The organism is Paraburkholderia fynbosensis (genome assembly GCF_902859935.1).
GTDB classification, from domain to species: Bacteria; Pseudomonadota; Gammaproteobacteria; order Burkholderiales; family Burkholderiaceae; genus Paraburkholderia; species Paraburkholderia fynbosensis.
Genome location: NZ_CADIKI010000013.1, coordinates 1 through 18,110 on the forward strand (window position 1 = coordinate 1; position 18,110 = coordinate 18,110).

Below are 18,110 nucleotides of genomic sequence, written 5' to 3' on the forward strand. Positions count from 1 at the left end.
TTTGTCTTGTCCGCTGCCCAGTTGACCCATCATGACGAATCACTCCCGTCGATCGATGTCTTCCAGGATACCGAACAATCCGCGCGTCGACAGACTTTTTCAACACAATCCCCTTGAGAAAAAACGTCGCGCCAGCCGGAGGTTGAACGGCCGAGAGGGGTCGATCCCGGCCTCTCGTTGCCACTGCGAAAATCACGCCGCTCGCTCAACATACGCAATCACCGATCCACGCACGACGCCGATAGCCACGTTGGTCCCGCCGATGCCCGGCCTTTCTGGCCTAAGATATTTCAAAGGAGATTCGTGCGAGGGGCATCATGAAAGCACTTATCGTTGCTGCGACATTGGCGGCTGGCTGTTCCATCACCTACGCGCAGACTTACCCGCAGGGAGCGCTGGCTGATCAAAGCATGGGGGCCTATAGAGCGCAATTGGAAGCGCAGAAGCAACAGATCGAACTCCAGAACGAACAACTCCAATTACTGAAACAACAGCGCGACCTGGATTTGCTGAGGCAGCAGCGCGAACTGGATTCGCTGAGACAACAGCGCCAATTTGACTTACTCAGACAGAAGCGCTAGATCGCTGTGAGGCGTGGCACACGCCTCAAGATCCGGCTGAGGCGACTCCCGGCGCGATACCGGCATCCCTCATCGGACCGCCGAAAGCTGCAAGCAGTTGATCGAACGTCGCAGGCGCTCGTGCCGGCAGGCCTTTGCTTGCCTCGTGGAATCGAATCGCTCTGCGGTAGGCGGTATCGAGTGCCGAAGAATATTGGTCACTCATCGAAAACGCCTCCTTGAAACAAAGCCTGTCTGGAGCGAACCTGGACCAGGGTATTCGAGAGGCAGGCTGCGCGCCGACGGTATCTCGTGCTCACCTCTCGGATAAAGATAGTTCATACCTCTGTATGTGCACGACGGTGCTGCAACGGCGCTCGCGCGAGACATTGAGCTCAGTCTCGCCGTCCCGGGGACGTGGAGGGGCTGGTCTTGATGCAGTTGAGGTCCTTATCTATAACGAATAGCAGTATATGTCCCAGCGCAAGCAGCATGACGGTGGAGCATGCACGTGGCTTTTTCGAGGCGCACGCATGGACCAGGCAACGGCGGAAGGAACTGGCTTTTTTGTCGGACGAAATGAGGAGCTGCGGCTGGCCGAGGCGTCGCTTTGCAAAGCCGCGCAAGGTCATGGTCGGGTCATGTTACTTGCCGGAGCAGCCGGTATCGGAAAAACGAGGCTAGCGCAGGAGATCGTCGCCGCGGCCGCGCCCTCCAATTTCGTCGTGCATTGGGGACGATGTCTTGAAGAACCCGGTGCGCCTGCATATTGGCCCTGGCGACAGCTTTTCCGCTCGCACACCCAAGGCACCGAAGCGTGCGGCGCGGGTCATCTCACCCCGGCGGACAGATCGGCTATCGGAGCTGCCATTCCTGAGGTTTGCAGCCCTGCCGCGGCGGACGAGCCGCTGCCTCGACAGATAGACACGGCTCAGGCGCGGTTCGAGCTATTCGACGCCATCACGCACTTCTGGTTGCGTGCAGCCCGGCAGCGCCCGATTCTGCTTGTATTCGACGATCTTCACTGCGCGGACCCGACATCGATCCGCCTGCTCGCTTTTCTTTCTGCCCAACTCGTGGACGCACCGCTCGCGGTGCTTGGCACCTACCGCGACACCGACGTTCCCGACGATCATCCTCTGAACGACGCATTTGCGGACCTGTTGCGCACTCCCGGTTTTCGCCGCCTGCATTTGAAAGGCCTCGATTGCGCCGAAGCGGGTCAGTTCGTCTCTTCAGCGAGTGGAACCACAGCGACTCCGCAACTGGTCCGAGCGCTACACGAACGCACCGAGGGCAACCCTCTCTTCCTGCAGGAGACCGTGCGGCTCCTGATGGAACACCGTGAACGCGCTGGCGCCCGCGAGCACGGCGATCCGGTGCTTCTCACGACGATTCCTGAAGGTGTGCGTGATGTGATAGCGGGCCGCGTCCGGCATCTTCCCGAGCGCGCCAGGGGGCTGCTCACGATCGCCGCGTGCATCGGCCGAACCTTCGAAATAGAGTTGTTGATCTGGCTCGCGGGAGGTGATGAAGAGGCCGTGCTATCGAGCCTGGAAGCTGCGCTTCGCGCGAGCCTGCTCGAAGCCACCGCGGATAAGCACACGCTTCGATTCAGTCACGTGCTGATCCGCGACATGCTCTACGACGAATTGCTCGCGGTGCGCCGCGAGCGCTTGCATGGTGCGATCGGCGAATGGCTGGAGGCGCCGGAGCGCGGCAATCCTGCACCCCGCATTGCGCAGCTTGCGCATCATTTCGCGCAGGCGGGTCGCCACGGCGGCGCAGTAAAGGCTTTGACCTATGCGCGTCGCGCCGCCGCCCAGGCCGCGGAATCGTTTGCTTATGAGGAGGCGTCCCGGCTGTATCGGCTCGCTTTGTCCCTGCAAGACCAGTATTTCAGCGAGGACGCGACGCTTCGCTGCGAGTTGCTGTTGACGCTAGGCCGCGCGCAGGCCGATCTAGGTGCAGCGGAGTCGAGTCGCGCCGCGTTTCTCGAAGCGGCCGCCGTCGCGAAACGTCACGCGCTAGCCGGGCAGTTCGCGCGTGCCGCGATCGGCTTCGAACATGCGAACTTCCGCAGCGCTCGCTCAGGCGAGAAGTCTGTCGCGCTGCTCGTGGAAGCGATCAACGCCCACGAGCGAGACGACACTGCCCGCGTCGAATTGCTTGCGTGTCTTTGTCGCGCCTACGTGTATTCGAATCTCGCGGAGGAAGCGCACAGCACCTGGCGCGCCTGCGTGCAGCTCGCACGGCGACTCCGCGAGCCACGTGCGCTTTATCTTGCGCTGACGTCGATTACATCGGCGGGCTATTGGCCGGCTCTGCTGCATGAGCGTCTCGCGGCCGGCAACGAAGCGTGGGCAATCGCCCAATCGTCGAGCGAACTGAACTGGACGCTTGCCGACTTGATGGCATATCGGCTCTGTGATCTCGTTCGGGTCGGCGACATGCCCACGCTGCGCGCGACGCTCGATGCCGATCGCCGCGTTTCGCACGAGATCAACTCGCTTTATCACCAGGCGGTCGGGCTATGTTTCGAAACGCTGCTGTCGATCAATGAGGGCGCGTTCGATCGTGCGGAGCAGCAGGCCGAGGAAGCGCTCGCCATCGGGGGGCGCGTCGTGCACGACGTAGCCTCTACTGCATACGGCATGCAGATGTTCTGTATCCGGCGAGAGCAGGGCCGCCTCAGAGAGGTGTTGCCCGCCTTGCAGTTGATCGTCCGCAAGAGTCCTTCGGCATCGCTGTGGCGGCCCGGCCTCGCGCTGATTTACGCGGAGCTCGGTATGCGGGAAGCCGCGCAAAGTGAGCTGGAGGCGCTGGGCGTCGACGCGATGCCAGCCATGCCGGCGAATGCCGACGCGCTGACGCGCGCGTGTTTCGCCGCGGAGGTTTGTGTTTATCAGGAAGACGCGCCTCGCGCGGCACGTATCTACCGAATGCTGCAGCCGTATCAGGGCACCACGCTCCTGCTGGATATAGGAGGTCCGTGTCTCGGCGCGGCAGACCGGCTGCTCGGAATGTTGTCGACGGTAGAAAAACGCTGGGACGTCGCGCAGAAGCACTTCATTGTTGCCAACGAGATTGACGCGCGCACGGGCGCGAGGGTGTGGCTCGCGCACGGACGTTACTGGTACGCATGGATGCTTCACGTGCGAGGTGCTCCGGAGGACCGGCCACTCGCGCGCGAACTGCTTGAGACTGCCGTCGCCGATGCGAGGACCTTTGGAATGCCGCAGCTCGTTGCGCGAATCGAAGCGCTCAGCGCCGTGCTGGACAGGCTGTCCGACGAGCCTCGCTATCCATGCGGATTGACCAAACGCGAAGTGGAAGTCCTGCGTCTCGTAGCAATTGGCAGAAATAATCGCGACATTGCCCACGTTCTCGAGATCAGCTCCAACACCGTCGCGAATCACATCAGGAGCATCCTCGAAAAGACCTATACGGCGAATCGGACGGAAGCCGCCGCGTTTGCCAGTCATGCCGGTCTGCTTCACACCTGAGCCGGTCCTCAGCGCCCTTGCGAGAGAAAAGCTAGCAGCGCGGTGTTGAATTCCTCTGGCAACTCCACAGGCGACATATGACGGCCGCCCTGGATCAGGATGAGCTTCGATCCGGGAATACACCGGTGCGCGGTATCTGCGGCGATGCGAAAGAACGGCCGTGTGTCGGTGCCGCGCGCGATGGCAACGGGCGGTGCAATCTTGCCGAGCTGGGCGCAGGTGATCGCCGGCGGCGGCGGTGCATTGAGTTGCAAAGGAATTGTCCGCGCGTTCTCCGACAGCACAGTCCGCACTGGAGCGGGGAGCCGATCGAAGGTGCCCGGAGAACCGTTCACCCCATCGACAAACGGGCGCAGTGCTGCCTGTTGATCGCCTCGCTTCGAAGCCGCAAAAGCCGGCCCAAATGCCATTTGTTGATCGGCCAGGATCGCTTTGCGATCGCCGGGGTCAGTGACGAACGTCGTAATGGATGGCTCATACGCAAAAACGCCGTTGACGAGGTCGGGGTGCTGCACGGCCACAAGCAGAGCAATGTCCGCGCCATATGACCAACCCACTAACCTCACGGGTTTCGCATCCAACCCGCGGATAATCGCCGCCAGATCGTCGGCGTGGGTCTGCGCGGAGAACTTTGCGCCGTCGTCCGGCCACGGATCGACACCGAAATAGCGATTCGATGGCGCGATGACCCGGTAACGCGCTGCGACCGCATCACGGGTAGCGTCCCAAGCCCGACGGTCGGCGATGGCGCCGTGGACGAGAATGACCGTATCACCAGCGCCTTGCTGCTCATAAGTCAGGGAGACGCCGTTCACATTGATCTGGCGGATTTGCAATGCGTCGACGTGAGGTTTTGAAGATCCGCATGCGGTGAACAGGGCTGCAGCAATGACGAGCCATACGAGCGAGCGCCAGTTCATGTCGTCTCTCCACGAAAGACCGAGGCATGAAGCATTTATAGGCGAAGGCGCCGTCCGCGGAAATAGTCAATTCTGGTCAGTAAGGCGGCGTTCGGCGCTGCCTCGTCAGCGAGCGGCAAGCAGCCACTCCGGCCTGTGTTCCGTCACTTCAATTATTTCGTCAGCAGGTACGTGCCCCCGACGCGCCGCCTCGCGGATCGCTTCCATGTTGTCTGCTTCGTAGAGGCAATACGTCTTTCGCTTGTCGGCGGTCAGGAAGGAAATCAGCCATTTGACGCCGACTTCATCGTTTATTTCGGTCAGTTCCGCCGCACCCTCGCTCGTAAATTCGAGTTGTTCCGCAAAGTTCCGTTCAATGATGAAGAGGGTCATGACACCTCCGGGTGGTGGCAAAAGGCATGCACGGTGCGCCGTGTTCGCAGTTCAACCGTGACAACGGCTTTGAAACTGCGCGGCGCTCTGGTTGAACGATAAGCACATGAAGTTTAGTCCACGGCAGAAAAACGTCCTACGTCGCCGGCTATGGCCCACCTCACGCATCGCCGCATGGTCATTCCTTGCTATTTCTATATCGGCATGCGGCATCTACAACTGTGTGCATGCGAACACATGGTCCCGGCACTTACCGCGACTCATCCGTCCGCCCAATCGGGAGACACACATGAAGCGAGGCTTGGTTCCCGGAATCATCGTGGCGCTTGTGCTGCGTGCGCCCGTCTCTTCGCTTGCGGACGGCCGGGTCCGGACCGCGAGCATCGAACTGGGCGAGGCAGGAGCCGTACTGGATTTGTGCGCGGCCGACCTCTCGCGCGTCACATGCGCCGCAATTGGTTGTAATGCGCAGCAGGTCGGGTGTACCGACTCGCTGCATCCACAAATTGATGGCGTGGCGTCGCGTCTGGATGACAGCGATGAGCGCCATTTGAAATACAGAGGCGAGCGATGAGCAACGCAATCGTACTGCCAGCTCTGGTTCTTCTGTCGGCAGGTTTCATGGGAGACGCTGCCGCCTACTCCCAGGAAGAAGTGAACATGTTCGACGACGCAGCGAGTCCGACTGTTTACATGGAGAACGCTCCTGCTCGGCCCGAGACCGACACCAGCATTGAGAGCAGTAGCAAATACACACACTCGGCGGATCGGAGCGGAAGTTCCGGTGAAGCGGGACTGCGCAAAGAGAAAACGTCTCATCATTGAATGGCCAGATGCTGGGCACATCGAAAAGCGCGCGTCTTGCATTTACTGCATGGCCATGCGTGAATGCAATCGGGTGGCGATGAAACGACTAATCGTTTCCGTTCTGCCCGGGACACTCGCGACTCAGTGCGCGCTAAGTTAGTGCTGTCGCGTGCGTCGACGCAATAGCCATGTTTCGTCTCGATGAGGAATTCTCATCATTGCTATGAAGGTCATCATCCTTTCGGCGACAATGCACTGTCACTGAAAAGAATACGCTATGCGTCGAGGTCCCAGGTCTCTCCTAACAGCCTTTGTGTAATGCGCCTACGCCTTTTCGTCTCGCCGCCGAGGCCCACACGAAAACTGGAACCGATGTACGAAGACGTTGACGAATAGTGGCAAGGGCCAATCGCGATCCTGCCGGCTCTGAGGAGCCGGCAAGTCACGCGGGGCGGGGCAGCTGGATGGCCGCAAACCTTTCCAAGCCGAAATAGGTGACGCCCCGGATCGACGAGCTGCAATGGACGCCCCCGGGTCTACCACAGCCGGCAGAGGTCGGGCAGTTGCTGACGTTTGCCCACCTGACCAATCTGTCACTTGGACGGCTGTTCCGCTCCATAAGCAGCCACAGGAAGGGCGCCGGCACGAGCGGCCGGTTCGGGTCGGGTGCGGCCCGTCGCAACGAGCAGTACCCGACCGATGCGAGGCGGCCGGTACGTGCTACTACCTACCCCGCCGTGGACGGGGCCCGGCGTTGGCTGCGGCGCATACAACGAGCGCTGTGCGAGACACGTCCGGGGGCGTTTGTGCACTTTCTTGCATAGAATGGGTATTACCACACTGCCAGCGTCGCTGGCAGTATCTGGTCAACATGGCGGGCGGGATTCCCGTTGGAGGAATGTCATGCCGACTTACCAGTACAGGTGCGAGAAGTGCGGTGAAATCTTCGAACATGCCGAGCATCTTGCTGAACATCAAACCGCTCATCCGCCTTGTCCGAAGTGCGGAAACGAGAAGGTTCAGCACATACCCACGCCATTTGTCGCAAGAACGTCCAGAAAGAGTTGAAATCTGTCTGACCGGGTAAAGGCAAAATCCGCCCAACTGCGGTCCGTCGCCTGAATCTTCGCGTCGACATTTCAGCGGCCGCCTTCGCGAGGAGGCGGCCCCACGACAACTTTAAAAGTACAACGGCCCGTCAACCCTCAACTCGTCCAGACAGCAAATGACGAACTACAACTTGCTCATTGCTTTCCTGCGATGCCGGAATCCAAGGCGCCGGGTTGGCGAGACTCGCTGGCGAGATATGTACTGGTCAACGCTTCTGCTTTGCTGCAATTTCATATCATTGAATGGCAATAAGTTCATGTCTCATTGACCTTGGCGATGACAATGCCGCTCACGTTGACAATCGCTGCATCAAAACCGCCACGTCAGATCACCGAACACGCCCTGGTTCTGGTAGCCGCCACCGAACTCGCCGGAATACGACACACGCGCGGACAGATTACGGGTCAATGCCGTCCCGAAGCCTGCCGTCACCACAGCACTGTCTCTCGTGACGGGCACCCCTGCGACGGTGAACGGCATGCTGCCTCTTAATGCGAGGACGGAGGTGGGCGTCGAGTTGCCGTACGCATGACGCCAGCCCAGCGAGCCGCTTGTGACCAGCGTGACGTTCCCCAGCGCGAATGCGGTCGACGCGCGTGCGCCGAGCGTCGAATACGCCATGTTGATCGTGTCGCCGTTTCCGGTTAGCGCAGCCGCATTGCCCTGCTCGCTGAATCCATCGACATGCAGGTTGACATAGGCGAGGTTCGCGAAAGGCTCCACCTTCACGTTATCGACATCGAAGCGATAGCCGACCTCGCCGAACACTTGGGCCGTGCCCGCGTCGTAGCCTGCGTCGAGGTGATCGGCGTAGCCAGCGAAAGCGACCGAGCGGCTCGTGCCGATGCTATGCCATGTATAGCTCGCACCGAGGCGTAATCCGAGCGAGCCCCATTGCGATCCGCCGTACACGCCAAGATGATAGTCGTCGCTCGAACCCGATGAATTGCGCTGGTCCACGTCGAACGTCGAATGGTCGTAGCCGCCAAACACGCCCGCCCGCCAGTTCCCGAAAACGGGCGTATCCGCGCCAACAAACACGCCACCTATCGACTGGCTCACTCGTGCCGCGTTGTCGTTGCCCGAGGTCGAGCCCCATGAGCCGAAGCCGCGCGTCCACACGACTGTGTCTCGCGGGTTGCACGTAGTCTCGCCCGCGCGCGGGGTGACCGGCGCGGTACGGATCGCCGCGTCGCTCGCGCCGACACCGCAGTAGGCATCGCGCAGCCGGTCGATTGCCGCGTCGCGCGTCACGCTACTCTGCTCCAGCAGCACGGTTTTCGCCGATGCATGAATCTCCCCGGACAACTGGTCAAACGCGCCACGCGCGGTGGCATCCGTCTGCAAGTCGCCGATCGCCGCCCGCAGCGCGCTGCCGGCCGGCAGCGAGTCGAGCGCGCCGGCGGTCGCGATCTGATTCGGCGTCAGCGCGGCGTCCGCGAAACGGCGGAACTGTTGCGCACTCAGATACACGTCGTTGGCGTCGTAACTGGTCAAGAGCCGGTAGAACGCCGATATGCCCGTATTGCCAGTAAGTGTGTAGGTTCCGCTGACGCCATCAGTAGCAGTCAGCACGGTATATCGCGCCGTCGGCAACACGACGCCCGAGCTCGGCCCGCTCACGTCGAGAATCGCGCCGTTGGCGAGCGTCGCGTGGCCGTTGACCACGATGCGATCGGAAGCGCTGACTATGTCTGCGAGTTGTACCGCATACATCGAACCTGCCAGTTGCGAGTAAGCGCCATTGACGGTGAGGGTGCCGATCGAACTGCCGGGCGAAACGGTCCCGCCGCCGTTGATCGTCGCGCCCGCCACGCGGCCGGTGCCCGACAACGTCGCGCCGCTTCCGACCGTGACGGCGGAATTGACGAGCGCCCCGTCCACCCGCAGTTCGCCGCCCTGAACGTTCGTGCTGCCGGTGTACATGCTCGTGCCGCTCAACCGTTGGAGCCCGGCGTCAAGAGTCAGTCCTCCGCTGCCCGCGATCGCGCCGCCGAAGTCGCCATTAGCGGCTGTCAGTGTCAGTGTGCGTGTGCCAAGCGCCACGTTGCCGCTTCCTGAAAGGCTGCGAATCGATACGCCGGCGTCCGCGCCAGCGATGTCGAATGTACCGTTGGCCGTCACACCGCTCGACTGGGCGATCGCGCCCGCTCCCACGAGCGCCAGCGTGCCGGCCGAAATCGTGGTGGCTCCGGTGTAGGTGTTCGCCGCGCTCAGCACCAGATTGCCTGCGCCGGTCTTCACGAGGTCCCCGGGCGCGGTGCCGTTGCTGATGGTGCCCGCGAGCGTGCCGGTTAGCCCCGGGTTGACGTTGAACGTCGGGTCGCCCGACAACGTCACTGCATTATTCAACGCGTAGCTGTTGCCAAAGTCGAGTGTGGTGTTGGCCGCCATCGCCAGCGTGCCGGTTCCGATTGCAGTTGCAGTACCGAGACTGAGCGTGCCGCCGTTCAGTGCCGTGCCGCCGCTATACGTGTTTGCTCCGGTTAGCGTCAGCACGCCGTTGCCGACCTTGGCCAGTGCTCCGCTTCCCGAGAGCACGCCGGACCACGTCGCACCGATGCCGTTGGTGTCGATGGTCGACGTCGTGCCGCCGACCAGCGTTGCGTTGACGCCTGCGCTCAACGCAGAGCCCACCACCTGTATCGTTCCGCCGCCGAGATTGAATGCATAGGTCCCGCCGAGATTGTTGTAGTCGCCAAACAGCGAGCTTCCGCCGATCTGCAGCTTGCCACCCGACAGGTTATAGGTGCCGTTGCCCGCCGCCGCGAGATACAGGCTCGACGCGCTGCCGATCGCGAGCGTCCCGCCGGTCTGGTTGATCGTGCCGGTGCCTTCGCCCGCTGTCGACGTGAGGTTCGAGCCGAGGAACAGCGCACCGTTCGCCACGTTGAAGGTGCCACCGCTCAGGTTGAGCGTGCCGCTGCCCGGTGCGCTGCTTCCTGAGTTTCGGCCGAGCGCCACGAAGTCGGTGGCACTGTTGCCGAACGTGACGGTGCCGCCTGACAGGTTGTAGGTGCCGGTGCCGCCCTGGTTGCCGATGTTCAGCGATACCGGCGTGCCCGGCGTACCGAATACGACATTGCCACCGGTTTGTGTAACCGTACCGGTACCGCCAAAGTCGCCGACCTGAAGCGCGGAGTTGATCGCGAGCGTGCCGCCGCTCACGTTCAACGTGCCAGACAAGGTCGATCCGGGAACCTGCGTAGCCAGCGCGTTGCCGAGTCCCAGCGAAAGATAGTCGATCGCGGTGTTGCCGCTGGCGACTGCCAGTCCGCCGCCCACCACAAAAGCAGAGCCGCCCTGAATCCGCGCGCCGTCGATCGTGAACGTCCCTGCGCCGGTCTTGACGAAGATGCCCTGCTGCGTGTCGCTTGCTGTGCCGGTATCGACGATGGTGCCAGAGAATCTGGTGCTCGTGCCGTCGGTGCCAACGACCAGGATGTTCGTGCCGTCGATTACCGTGCCACTACCCGACAGGTTCGGCAGCAGAACGACGCCCGTCGGGACTCCTGGAATCGGAGTTGCAGTGACGCCCGAGATGTCGAACGTACCATTGTTGACCATCCCGCTGGTCGAATTGATGCTGCCGCTGCCCGTCAGTGCCAGCGTGCCAGCAGAGATGCTCGTCATGCCCGTATAGGTGTTCGTATTGGTCAGCGTCAGCGCACCGTTGCCGGCCTTGGCCAGCGATCCGCTGCCCGACAGCACACCGGACCAAGTCGCACCGATGCCGTTGGTGTCGATGGTCGACGTCGTGCCGCCGACCAGCGTTGCGTTGACGCCTGCGCTCAATGCCGAGCCCACCACCTGTATCGTTCCGCCGCCGAGATTGAATGCATAGGTGCCGCCCATATTGTTGTAGTCGCCAAACAGCGAGCTTCCGCCGATCTGCAGCATGCCGCCCGACAGGTTATAGGTGCCGTTACCCGCCGCCGCGAGATACAGGCTCGACGCGCTGCCGATCGCGAGCGTCCCGCCGGTCTGGTTGATCGTGCCGGTGCCCGCGCCGGCCGTCGAGGTGACATTCGAGCCGAGGAACAGCGCGCCGTTCGCCACGTTGAAGGTGCCGCCGCTGAGGTTCAGCGTGCCGGTGCTGGGCGCGTTAGTGCCCGAGTTACGGCCGAGCGTCACGAAATCGGTGGCACTGTTGCCGAACGTGACGGTGCCACCCGACAGGTTGTAGGTGCCGGCGCCGCCCTGATTGCCGATGTTCAGCGACGTCGGCGTGCCCGGCGTGCCGAACACGACGTTGCCCCCGGTCTGCGTGACCGTGCCAGTACCGCGAAAGTCGCCGAGCTGAAGCGCGGAGTTGATCGCGAGCGTGCCGCCGCTCACGTTCAACGTGCCAGACGACGTCGATCCGGGAACAGTTGGGGCATTGCCCAGGCCCAGCGAAAGATAATCGATCGCGGCGTTGCTGCTCGTCACCGCCAGTCCGCCGCCGACCACGAAGGCCGAGCCACCCTGAATACTGGCGCCGTCGAGGGTCAGTATCCCCGCACCAGTCTTGAAGAAGAATCCCGCTCCTCCTGGTGGACCTGAATTGATGATCGCGCCGGAAAAACTGGTGCTTGTGTTGTCGGTACCAACAATCAGCGTATTCGCGCCGTTGTTGATTGCCTCATTTCCGGAGAGGTTGGGTAGAACAGTCGTCGTCTGCGCCGATGTCGAGACTGGTGACAGGCCGATGAGCCATATCGCATGGAGGATGCTGAAACGGTTGAGCCGCTTGTGCCGCGTCGCCAGCGGAGTCGGCAGTTGCCGACGCACGCGGCCAGCACGGGTGTTCGAGGATACCCAGCAATTTGATCTGGCAGCCATGACAGCCCCTCGGTTATACGCCGGTGGGGGCTCGCCAGACCACACGTTGCGAACTCGACTCCGCGTGACCGACCCATCGACCGTGGACTTTTTGATGCAAATCCCCGAACAGCCGTTATCTTAATGGTGGTGCGCGCAGGCGATTGAGATGTCGCCAAGCTTTGCTAAGGGTAGGTAGGATGATTAAATTGTCAAGAATAATAAACTTCGGGAAAGAGCAGGCTTCGCTTGCGATCCTGTCATTTGCTAATCAGAAATGAACGCGAGTCAATGCACTCCGCCAATATGTTTGCATTCGACATAAAAGACAGAAAAATATGATTAAGCATTGCGAGCGCGTCCACCCATGAGTTGGTCGGAGCAAAAGCACAAGCAAGAACGGACCCTCTTCAACGCCAAGGTTTCGCTGCACCGATTCGCAAACAGCTTGTCCGTCCAGCGGCATTAAAATCGAAACCATTCTGTAGCTGACCATTGCCGGTGGCCCATCGCCATACCAGTTGCTCCTACTCAGGGGAGATCACATGCGTGACCGGCGCCTTGAGGCAATCAACCAGTTCTATTGTCGAACGCGGCGGCTAGCCGGCGTTGAAACGATGCTAATTGAGTACGGAAATAAACGGCTGATGCGATATACATCATCGGTCCGCGATCGACCGATAGCTGGTTGGCGCCGTCGTGCGGAAGTCCAAGTGCGCTAGCGATCATGGACTACTTGCATTACCGTCTTATGGCCCCCTGCCAAGGCCGGTTGCTCGAGTCCATGAAACGGCCAACGCCATTCATTTGGCGTCCACGCCAATGGCGGTCATTCGAACGACTGAATGATCTCAGGAAGAGAATTGGGGAAATCATCCCAAGGGTCCACTCCCGACGGGGAAGCGGACGTCCGCGCTATCAGCCTATTTGATCTTTGCCGCAGCGGAAACTTTACGTACTCCCTCTTGCGGGTCTTCATTGGAGTTCATGAAGTTCGTCACGACGTCGGTAATTGCACCTTCGGTGGCCGACGACTGGACATCGCCAAAAGCGAACGACGGAAAGAACGTGTTGGATTTAATTGTGGATTGCTCATCCGCGTATGACTTCTTCGCGCAGGCGTCGAATTTGTCCATGGGGACGTCCTGCCGGACAGGAATGGAGCCTTTGTAGAGACTGAACTGTTCCTGAAAATTGGGAGACATGATCGTGCGGGCAAGCGCAAGTTGTCCAGGCGTCGCTTCTTTTTTGCCGTTCTGCTGGAAGAACACGAACGAGTCTACCGTGTAGGTGAAGGCGTTTGACGTACCAGGTGCAGCGGCGCAGATATAGTCGATGTCGGCTTTCTTGTTCGCATTCGCGAACTCGCCTTTCGCCCAGTCCCCCATGAATTGCATCCCGCCGGATCCGTTGATAACCATCGCGGTCGCAAGATTCCAGTCGCGCCCCGCAGAGCTTTTATCGAAGTAACCCTGAATTTTTCGCGCAATCTGGAATACCTGCAACATCTGGGGCGAAGTGAGTGTTTTCTGGTCGAGATCAATTAAGGCCTTGCGATAAAAATCCGCGCCCTGAGAAAGCACAACCGCCTCCCAGATGGTCATGTCTTGCCAAGGCTGGCCACCACGCGCGACGGGCGTAATGCCGGCAGCACGGAATTTGTCGGCGAGCGCGAAGAACTCTGGCCACGTCGCGGGCGGCTTGCCTCCCACTTTATCGAGGTTGGCTTTGTTGATCCACAGCCAGTTGATCCGATGCACCGAGAATGGCGCGGCCACGTAGTGGCCTTTTGACATCATGGTCTTGTTGATTTGCGCTGGCAATTGGGCTTTCCAGTCGGTAGCGGATTTATCGATATCGACCAGCACCCCCTGATCGGCCCAGTCCTGTATCAGTGGCCCTTTGATCTGTGCAGCCGACGGCGCGTAACCGGACATGACCTGGGTCTTCAACGCCGTCATGGCAGCCGCACCCGCTCCTCCCGCTACGGCGAAGTCTTTCCACTCGTAGCCCTGTTTATTCATGTCGTCCTTGAGCACTCTAATCGCTCTAGATTCGCCGCCCGAGGTCCACCAGTGCAACACAGAAAGTGACTCGGCAGCGCTTGCGACCTCGGCACCTGTAGCGAGCGCGGCTGCGACAATTGCGGCTGACATGAATAATCTTTTCATTGCTGTCTCCGTTAGTTTTCTTTATGAATCGCCAGACAGGCGCACGCCACGATGGCGTGCACCACGAGCGCTTACAGATCGAAACCGAGTTGGGCTTTACCGAGAGGCGTCAGGTCGTTGACGGTAGCCCGCCCGACAAAGTCGACTTCGAAATGATCAGTCGGGAAGTCAGGCGGGCTCTTGCCTTCCAAAAAGCTCGGCAACTGGCGCTTGAGGTACTCGTCGTTTTTGGCACATGCGGGCGCCGAAGGGATATACATCACGTTGCTGTAGCCTGCACCGCGATGCGCGTCTTCCACTGCGTGGATCACGTCGCTGTGCCAGAACACCGTATCGCCCGCTTGCATGTGGGGAATCGATGACAGCGCGTCGAAAAGCGGCGCATGAAATTCCGGCTTGATCGAAAGCGCGCGGCCAGGCATCGCCCCGCACAGGTCGTCGTCTGCAACGTCGTCCTGAAGGGCGCGCAACAGGATATAAGCCATCGAGTTCGCGATAGGCACGAGTTGCAGTGTGCCGTCGCCAGGCCCTTGCGGCGTCAACGCAGTCCACCCCTGAAATGTGCGGAACATCGAACACACTGCGGGCGACGCGATCTCTTCTACGTCCGGCCGGAACGCGGCGTCGAACGGATCGTATCGACGCCAGTTGCCGTCGAACACATGGCGGTACACCTTGCGGAAGTTCCCCTCGATCCACCGCTCGACGGAGCCGCCGTCGCAATGCGCCGACAAGCCCAACGACTCGGAACCAGGCGGCCGTCGACGCAGACGGTCGGCATAAACCGGAACATGCTCAGGATCGAAGTGAACCCGGCCTTCACTTTCGTTGCGCCACAAATGGTTAAGGAATACGCGAGCCGCAGTCAGCGACGGCGCCTGGCGCGCGAGGACTTGCGGCTTTGACCAGTACACGCCGTAAATCTGCGGCTTGCTCGATACGAGCTGGCCAAAGTATTTGTCTTCGGCGCGGGTCTTCAGCCGCGTATCCAGGTCGTTGCGCTCGACATAGTCCGCGATGTCCCGGTCCCAGCCTTCCACCAGAGCGCGGTCGAACACGTTGCGGATCACGCATGCACCGCGCGTTTTAACAAGTTCGATCTGCTCTGCGCTTACGCGCTGCTCCGCGATGTCGGAGAACTGGATTTCAGGGATCACGTTTTCGCCGCGACTGCGTTGCGCGGCGATTCTGCTGGCTTCGGCGCGGATCGCTTCATCCACTTCGGCGAACACTTCACGATAGTTCGGGAGTCGTTCGCGAAGCTCCTGTTTGGCCAGCCGGATGGCTGCCGGTAAATCGTCGATCTTGAGTGCCATGGTCGTCTCCTTATGGTACTGCCATATGCGCAGCATAGGCTGACCATGCGCCCAAAAGTGATACGATCCAGACAATTACTTTGCGATTTTCGCCATGAAACCAGCATACGAACACGTCGAATTTGGCGACGACTGCTCGGTCAGGGTTTACCACCGGCGTCTGCCGCGCATTCCGTTTGAATGGCACCATCATCCCGAGTACGAATTGACGCTGACGCTGAACAGTCACGGCAAGCGCTATATCGGGGATTCAATCGCGAACTATGTGGACGAGGATCTGGTTCTCGTGCCGCCGAATCTTCCGCATACGTGGGCGTCGAACCGTTCAATTGACCCGGCTTCTCCTCAGGTTGCAATCGTGATCTGGTTCAGCGGCGACTGGGCGCGTCGGCTCGCGGATGTCTGCCCGGAATATGCGCCATTGCGTGACCTGTTGCGTAGGGCAGCCTGCGGCCTGGCATTCAGTCCGCAGGTCGGGGCCGCGATGCGCGCACAGGTTCCGAATCTGCTGTCCAGCGCCGCGCGAGAACGTCTTGCTGCTGCGCTGAATGTCTTGTGCATGCTCGCAGTAGTGCCCGGTGATCCGCTTGCATCGCCGACCGCGTTTAGCGACCGGGCAGAGGGGCCTTCAGGCCACGAACCGGAACGTATCAATCGCGTGCTGTCGATGATCGACTTACGTTTCGCTGAACCGCTGCGTCTATCCGAACTGTGCGAGGCTGCCAATGTGTCGGAGCGTTCTCTGGCTCGCTACTTTGAGCAGCACATTGGAGAGAGCGTCGGGCGATACATCGCGCGGGTCAGGATTGGACACGCTTGCCGGATGCTCGCGCACACATTGACTCCGGTTTCCGTTGTTGCAGCCCACTCCGGGTTTCCGAACGTGGCCAACTTCAACCGGCAGTTCAAGGCGTTGAAGCACCTGACGCCCGCGGCTTACCGCAGACAGTTTGCAGCCGGCAATATTGCCGAAGCAGCCTCCAGTTCGCGGATCGACGAACGGTCACCCTCGTTGCAGCGGAATCCGCGACTACCGAAATCGATCGCGTGACTTGGGTAAGCGCCCAAGACGCGGTTCCGCCGCTAACCGGCAAATTCACCGAAAGTCGAATTCGGACCCACGACGTCGGGCCCGAATGCAACAGAGCCGACTTGACCTCGGCTCTGTTGCACACCATCTCCCTGCAGTCGATGCAAAAACAAACGTCCTGTTGCACGCATACTGGCGGCGTCGAACGCCGCCAGTGCCTCGCATGAAAAAAACACGACCGACAAACGACGCCGCGAAACACGGCACGCAAACCAGCCGCGCCGCTCACGCAAGCCGCTCAATCAGCGGGCCGCAACTTCTTGACCTCGGCATCCGACGGCTGCACGCTCGCACCGTCGATATAACGGTACGACGTCATCACGCCCTTGCCGTCCTTCATCCCCGTCACACCGACATACGCGCCCATGGTCGACTGATTGTCCTGCGCGCGATAGCTGATCGGCCCGAACGGCGTCTGCACATTGAGGCCCTTGAACGCGGCGGCGAGCTTGTCGGAGTCGACCGAGCCGGCCTTCTTGATGCCCTCGGCGATCGACATCAGCGCCGAGTAACCCACCACCGATCCGAGCCGCGGATAGTCGTGATATTTGGCCTTATACGCGTCGACGAACTTCTTGTTTGCCGCGGTATCGATCGAATACCACGGGTAGCCCGTGACGATCCAGCCGGTCGGCGCTTCCGCGCCCAGCGGATCGAGATAGTCCGGCTCGCCGGTCAGCAGCGACACCACGCTGCGGTCCTTGAAGAGCCCGCGCGTATTGCCCTCGCGCACGAACTTGCCGAGGTCCGCGCCGAACAGCACGTTGAAGATTGCATCCGGCTTCGCATCGGCGATCGCCTGGGTGACGGCGCCCGCGTCGACGTTGCCGAGCGGCGTCGCCTGTTCGGCGACGAACTGCACGTCGGGCTGCGCGGCGCTCAGCAGCTTCTTGAAAGTCGCCACCGCCGATTGCCCATACTCGTAGTTCGGATAGACCAGCGCCCAGCGCTTCTTCTTCAGTTTGGCCGCTTCCGGCACCAGCATCGCGACCTGCATGTACGTGGACGGACGCAGACGGTACGTGTATTTGTTGCCATCGGCCCAGACGATCTTGTCGGTCAACGGCTCGGCGGCGAGGAAGAAAATCTTCTTCTGCTTCGCGAAGTCGGTCAACGCGAGACCGGTGTTCGACAGGAAGCCGCCGAACAGCAGCTGCACCTGTTCTCGCGCGATCAACTCCTGCGCGACGCGGATCGTGTCGCCGGGATTGCCGTTGTCGTCGCGCGACACGACTTCGAGCTGCTTGCCGAGCACACCGCCCGCCGCGTTCACCTGCTCGAGCGCGAGGTTCCAGCCGTTCTTGTAAGGCCCGAGAAAGGCGGGCTGCGCCTTGTAGCTGTTGATCTCGCCGATCTTGATGGTCTGCTGTGCGCTTGCGCCCAACGCGGCAAGCGAGCACACCGTCGAGACCGTAAGCCGAGAGATCCATCCTGCGCGCGTGGTCATGCGTTTCT

12 protein-coding genes are annotated in these 18,110 nt (G+C 60.8%); 6 read left to right on the forward strand and 6 right to left on the reverse strand.

Translation table 11 applies throughout. The features are described from left to right. Positions 1–317 precede the first annotated feature (317 nt). Both HV770_RS21325 and HV770_RS21330 read left to right on the forward strand, forming a co-directional pair. The gene (locus tag HV770_RS21325; RefSeq protein ID WP_175162732.1) at positions 318–581 is read left to right on the forward strand and encodes a hypothetical protein; all 264 of its coding nucleotides are present in this window, start codon (positions 318–320) and stop codon (positions 579–581) included. A 512-nt stretch (positions 582–1,093) separates the two neighbouring features. Beyond that, complete coding sequence (locus HV770_RS21330; RefSeq protein WP_175162734.1) at positions 1,094–4,066, forward strand: helix-turn-helix transcriptional regulator; 2,973 nt, start codon at positions 1,094–1,096, stop codon at positions 4,064–4,066. An 8-nt stretch (positions 4,067–4,074) separates the two neighbouring features. Here the strand turns inward: HV770_RS21330 and HV770_RS21335 are convergent, their stop codons facing one another. Next, entirely contained in the window at positions 4,075–4,986 is a 912-nt protein-coding gene (locus HV770_RS21335; protein ID WP_175162737.1) for an alpha/beta fold hydrolase, read from the reverse strand. A gap of 105 nt (positions 4,987–5,091) precedes the next feature. Further along, a complete protein-coding gene (locus HV770_RS21340; RefSeq protein WP_175162739.1) occupies positions 5,092–5,358 on the reverse strand; it encodes a DUF4242 domain-containing protein in 267 nt (88 codons plus the stop codon). Between the two features lie 289 nt (positions 5,359–5,647). Between HV770_RS21340 and HV770_RS21345 the strand changes: the two genes are divergently transcribed. The 3 genes from HV770_RS21345 (at position 5,648) to HV770_RS21355 (ending at position 7,233) form a co-directional block, all read left to right on the forward strand. Further along, positions 5,648–5,932, forward strand: coding sequence for a hypothetical protein (locus tag HV770_RS21345; protein WP_175162741.1), 285 nt, complete (start codon positions 5,648–5,650; stop codon positions 5,930–5,932). After that, complete coding sequence (locus HV770_RS21350) at positions 5,929–6,183, forward strand: hypothetical protein (RefSeq protein WP_175162743.1); 255 nt, start codon at positions 5,929–5,931, stop codon at positions 6,181–6,183. Before HV770_RS21345 ends, HV770_RS21350 begins: the two co-directional genes overlap by 4 nt. A gap of 885 nt (positions 6,184–7,068) precedes the next feature. Continuing rightward, positions 7,069–7,233 (forward strand): FmdB family zinc ribbon protein, encoded by a 165-nt coding sequence (locus HV770_RS21355; RefSeq protein ID WP_175162746.1) that lies wholly within the window; start codon positions 7,069–7,071, stop codon positions 7,231–7,233. A 351-nt stretch (positions 7,234–7,584) separates the two neighbouring features. On the opposite strand, the gene HV770_RS38800 is transcribed toward HV770_RS21355, so the two are convergent. The 3 genes from HV770_RS38800 to HV770_RS21385 all read right to left on the reverse strand — a co-directional run bounded on the left by HV770_RS38800 (position 7,585) and on the right by HV770_RS21385 (position 15,565). Then, positions 7,585–12,099, reverse strand: a complete 4,515-nt coding sequence (locus HV770_RS38800; protein ID WP_246291060.1) for an autotransporter domain-containing protein — start codon at positions 12,097–12,099, stop codon at positions 7,585–7,587. Between the two features lie 902 nt (positions 12,100–13,001). Continuing rightward, positions 13,002–14,249: an ABC transporter substrate-binding protein gene (locus HV770_RS21380; RefSeq protein WP_175162748.1), complete on the reverse strand. Its 1,248-nt coding sequence runs from the start codon at positions 14,247–14,249 to the stop codon at positions 13,002–13,004. Between the two features lie 71 nt (positions 14,250–14,320). Then, entirely contained in the window at positions 14,321–15,565 is a 1,245-nt protein-coding gene (locus HV770_RS21385) for a DUF1479 domain-containing protein (protein WP_175162750.1), read from the reverse strand. 94 nt (positions 15,566–15,659) lie between these two features. Here HV770_RS21385 and HV770_RS21390 point away from each other — a divergent pair, with 94 nt between their 5' ends. Beyond that, positions 15,660–16,616, forward strand: a complete 957-nt coding sequence (locus HV770_RS21390; protein WP_175162752.1) for a helix-turn-helix domain-containing protein — start codon at positions 15,660–15,662, stop codon at positions 16,614–16,616. A 277-nt stretch (positions 16,617–16,893) separates the two neighbouring features. On the opposite strand, the gene HV770_RS21395 is transcribed toward HV770_RS21390, so the two are convergent. Next, a complete protein-coding gene (locus tag HV770_RS21395) occupies positions 16,894–18,102 on the reverse strand; it encodes an ABC transporter substrate-binding protein (RefSeq protein WP_175162754.1) in 1,209 nt (402 codons plus the stop codon). Positions 18,103–18,110: the final 8 nt, after the last annotated feature.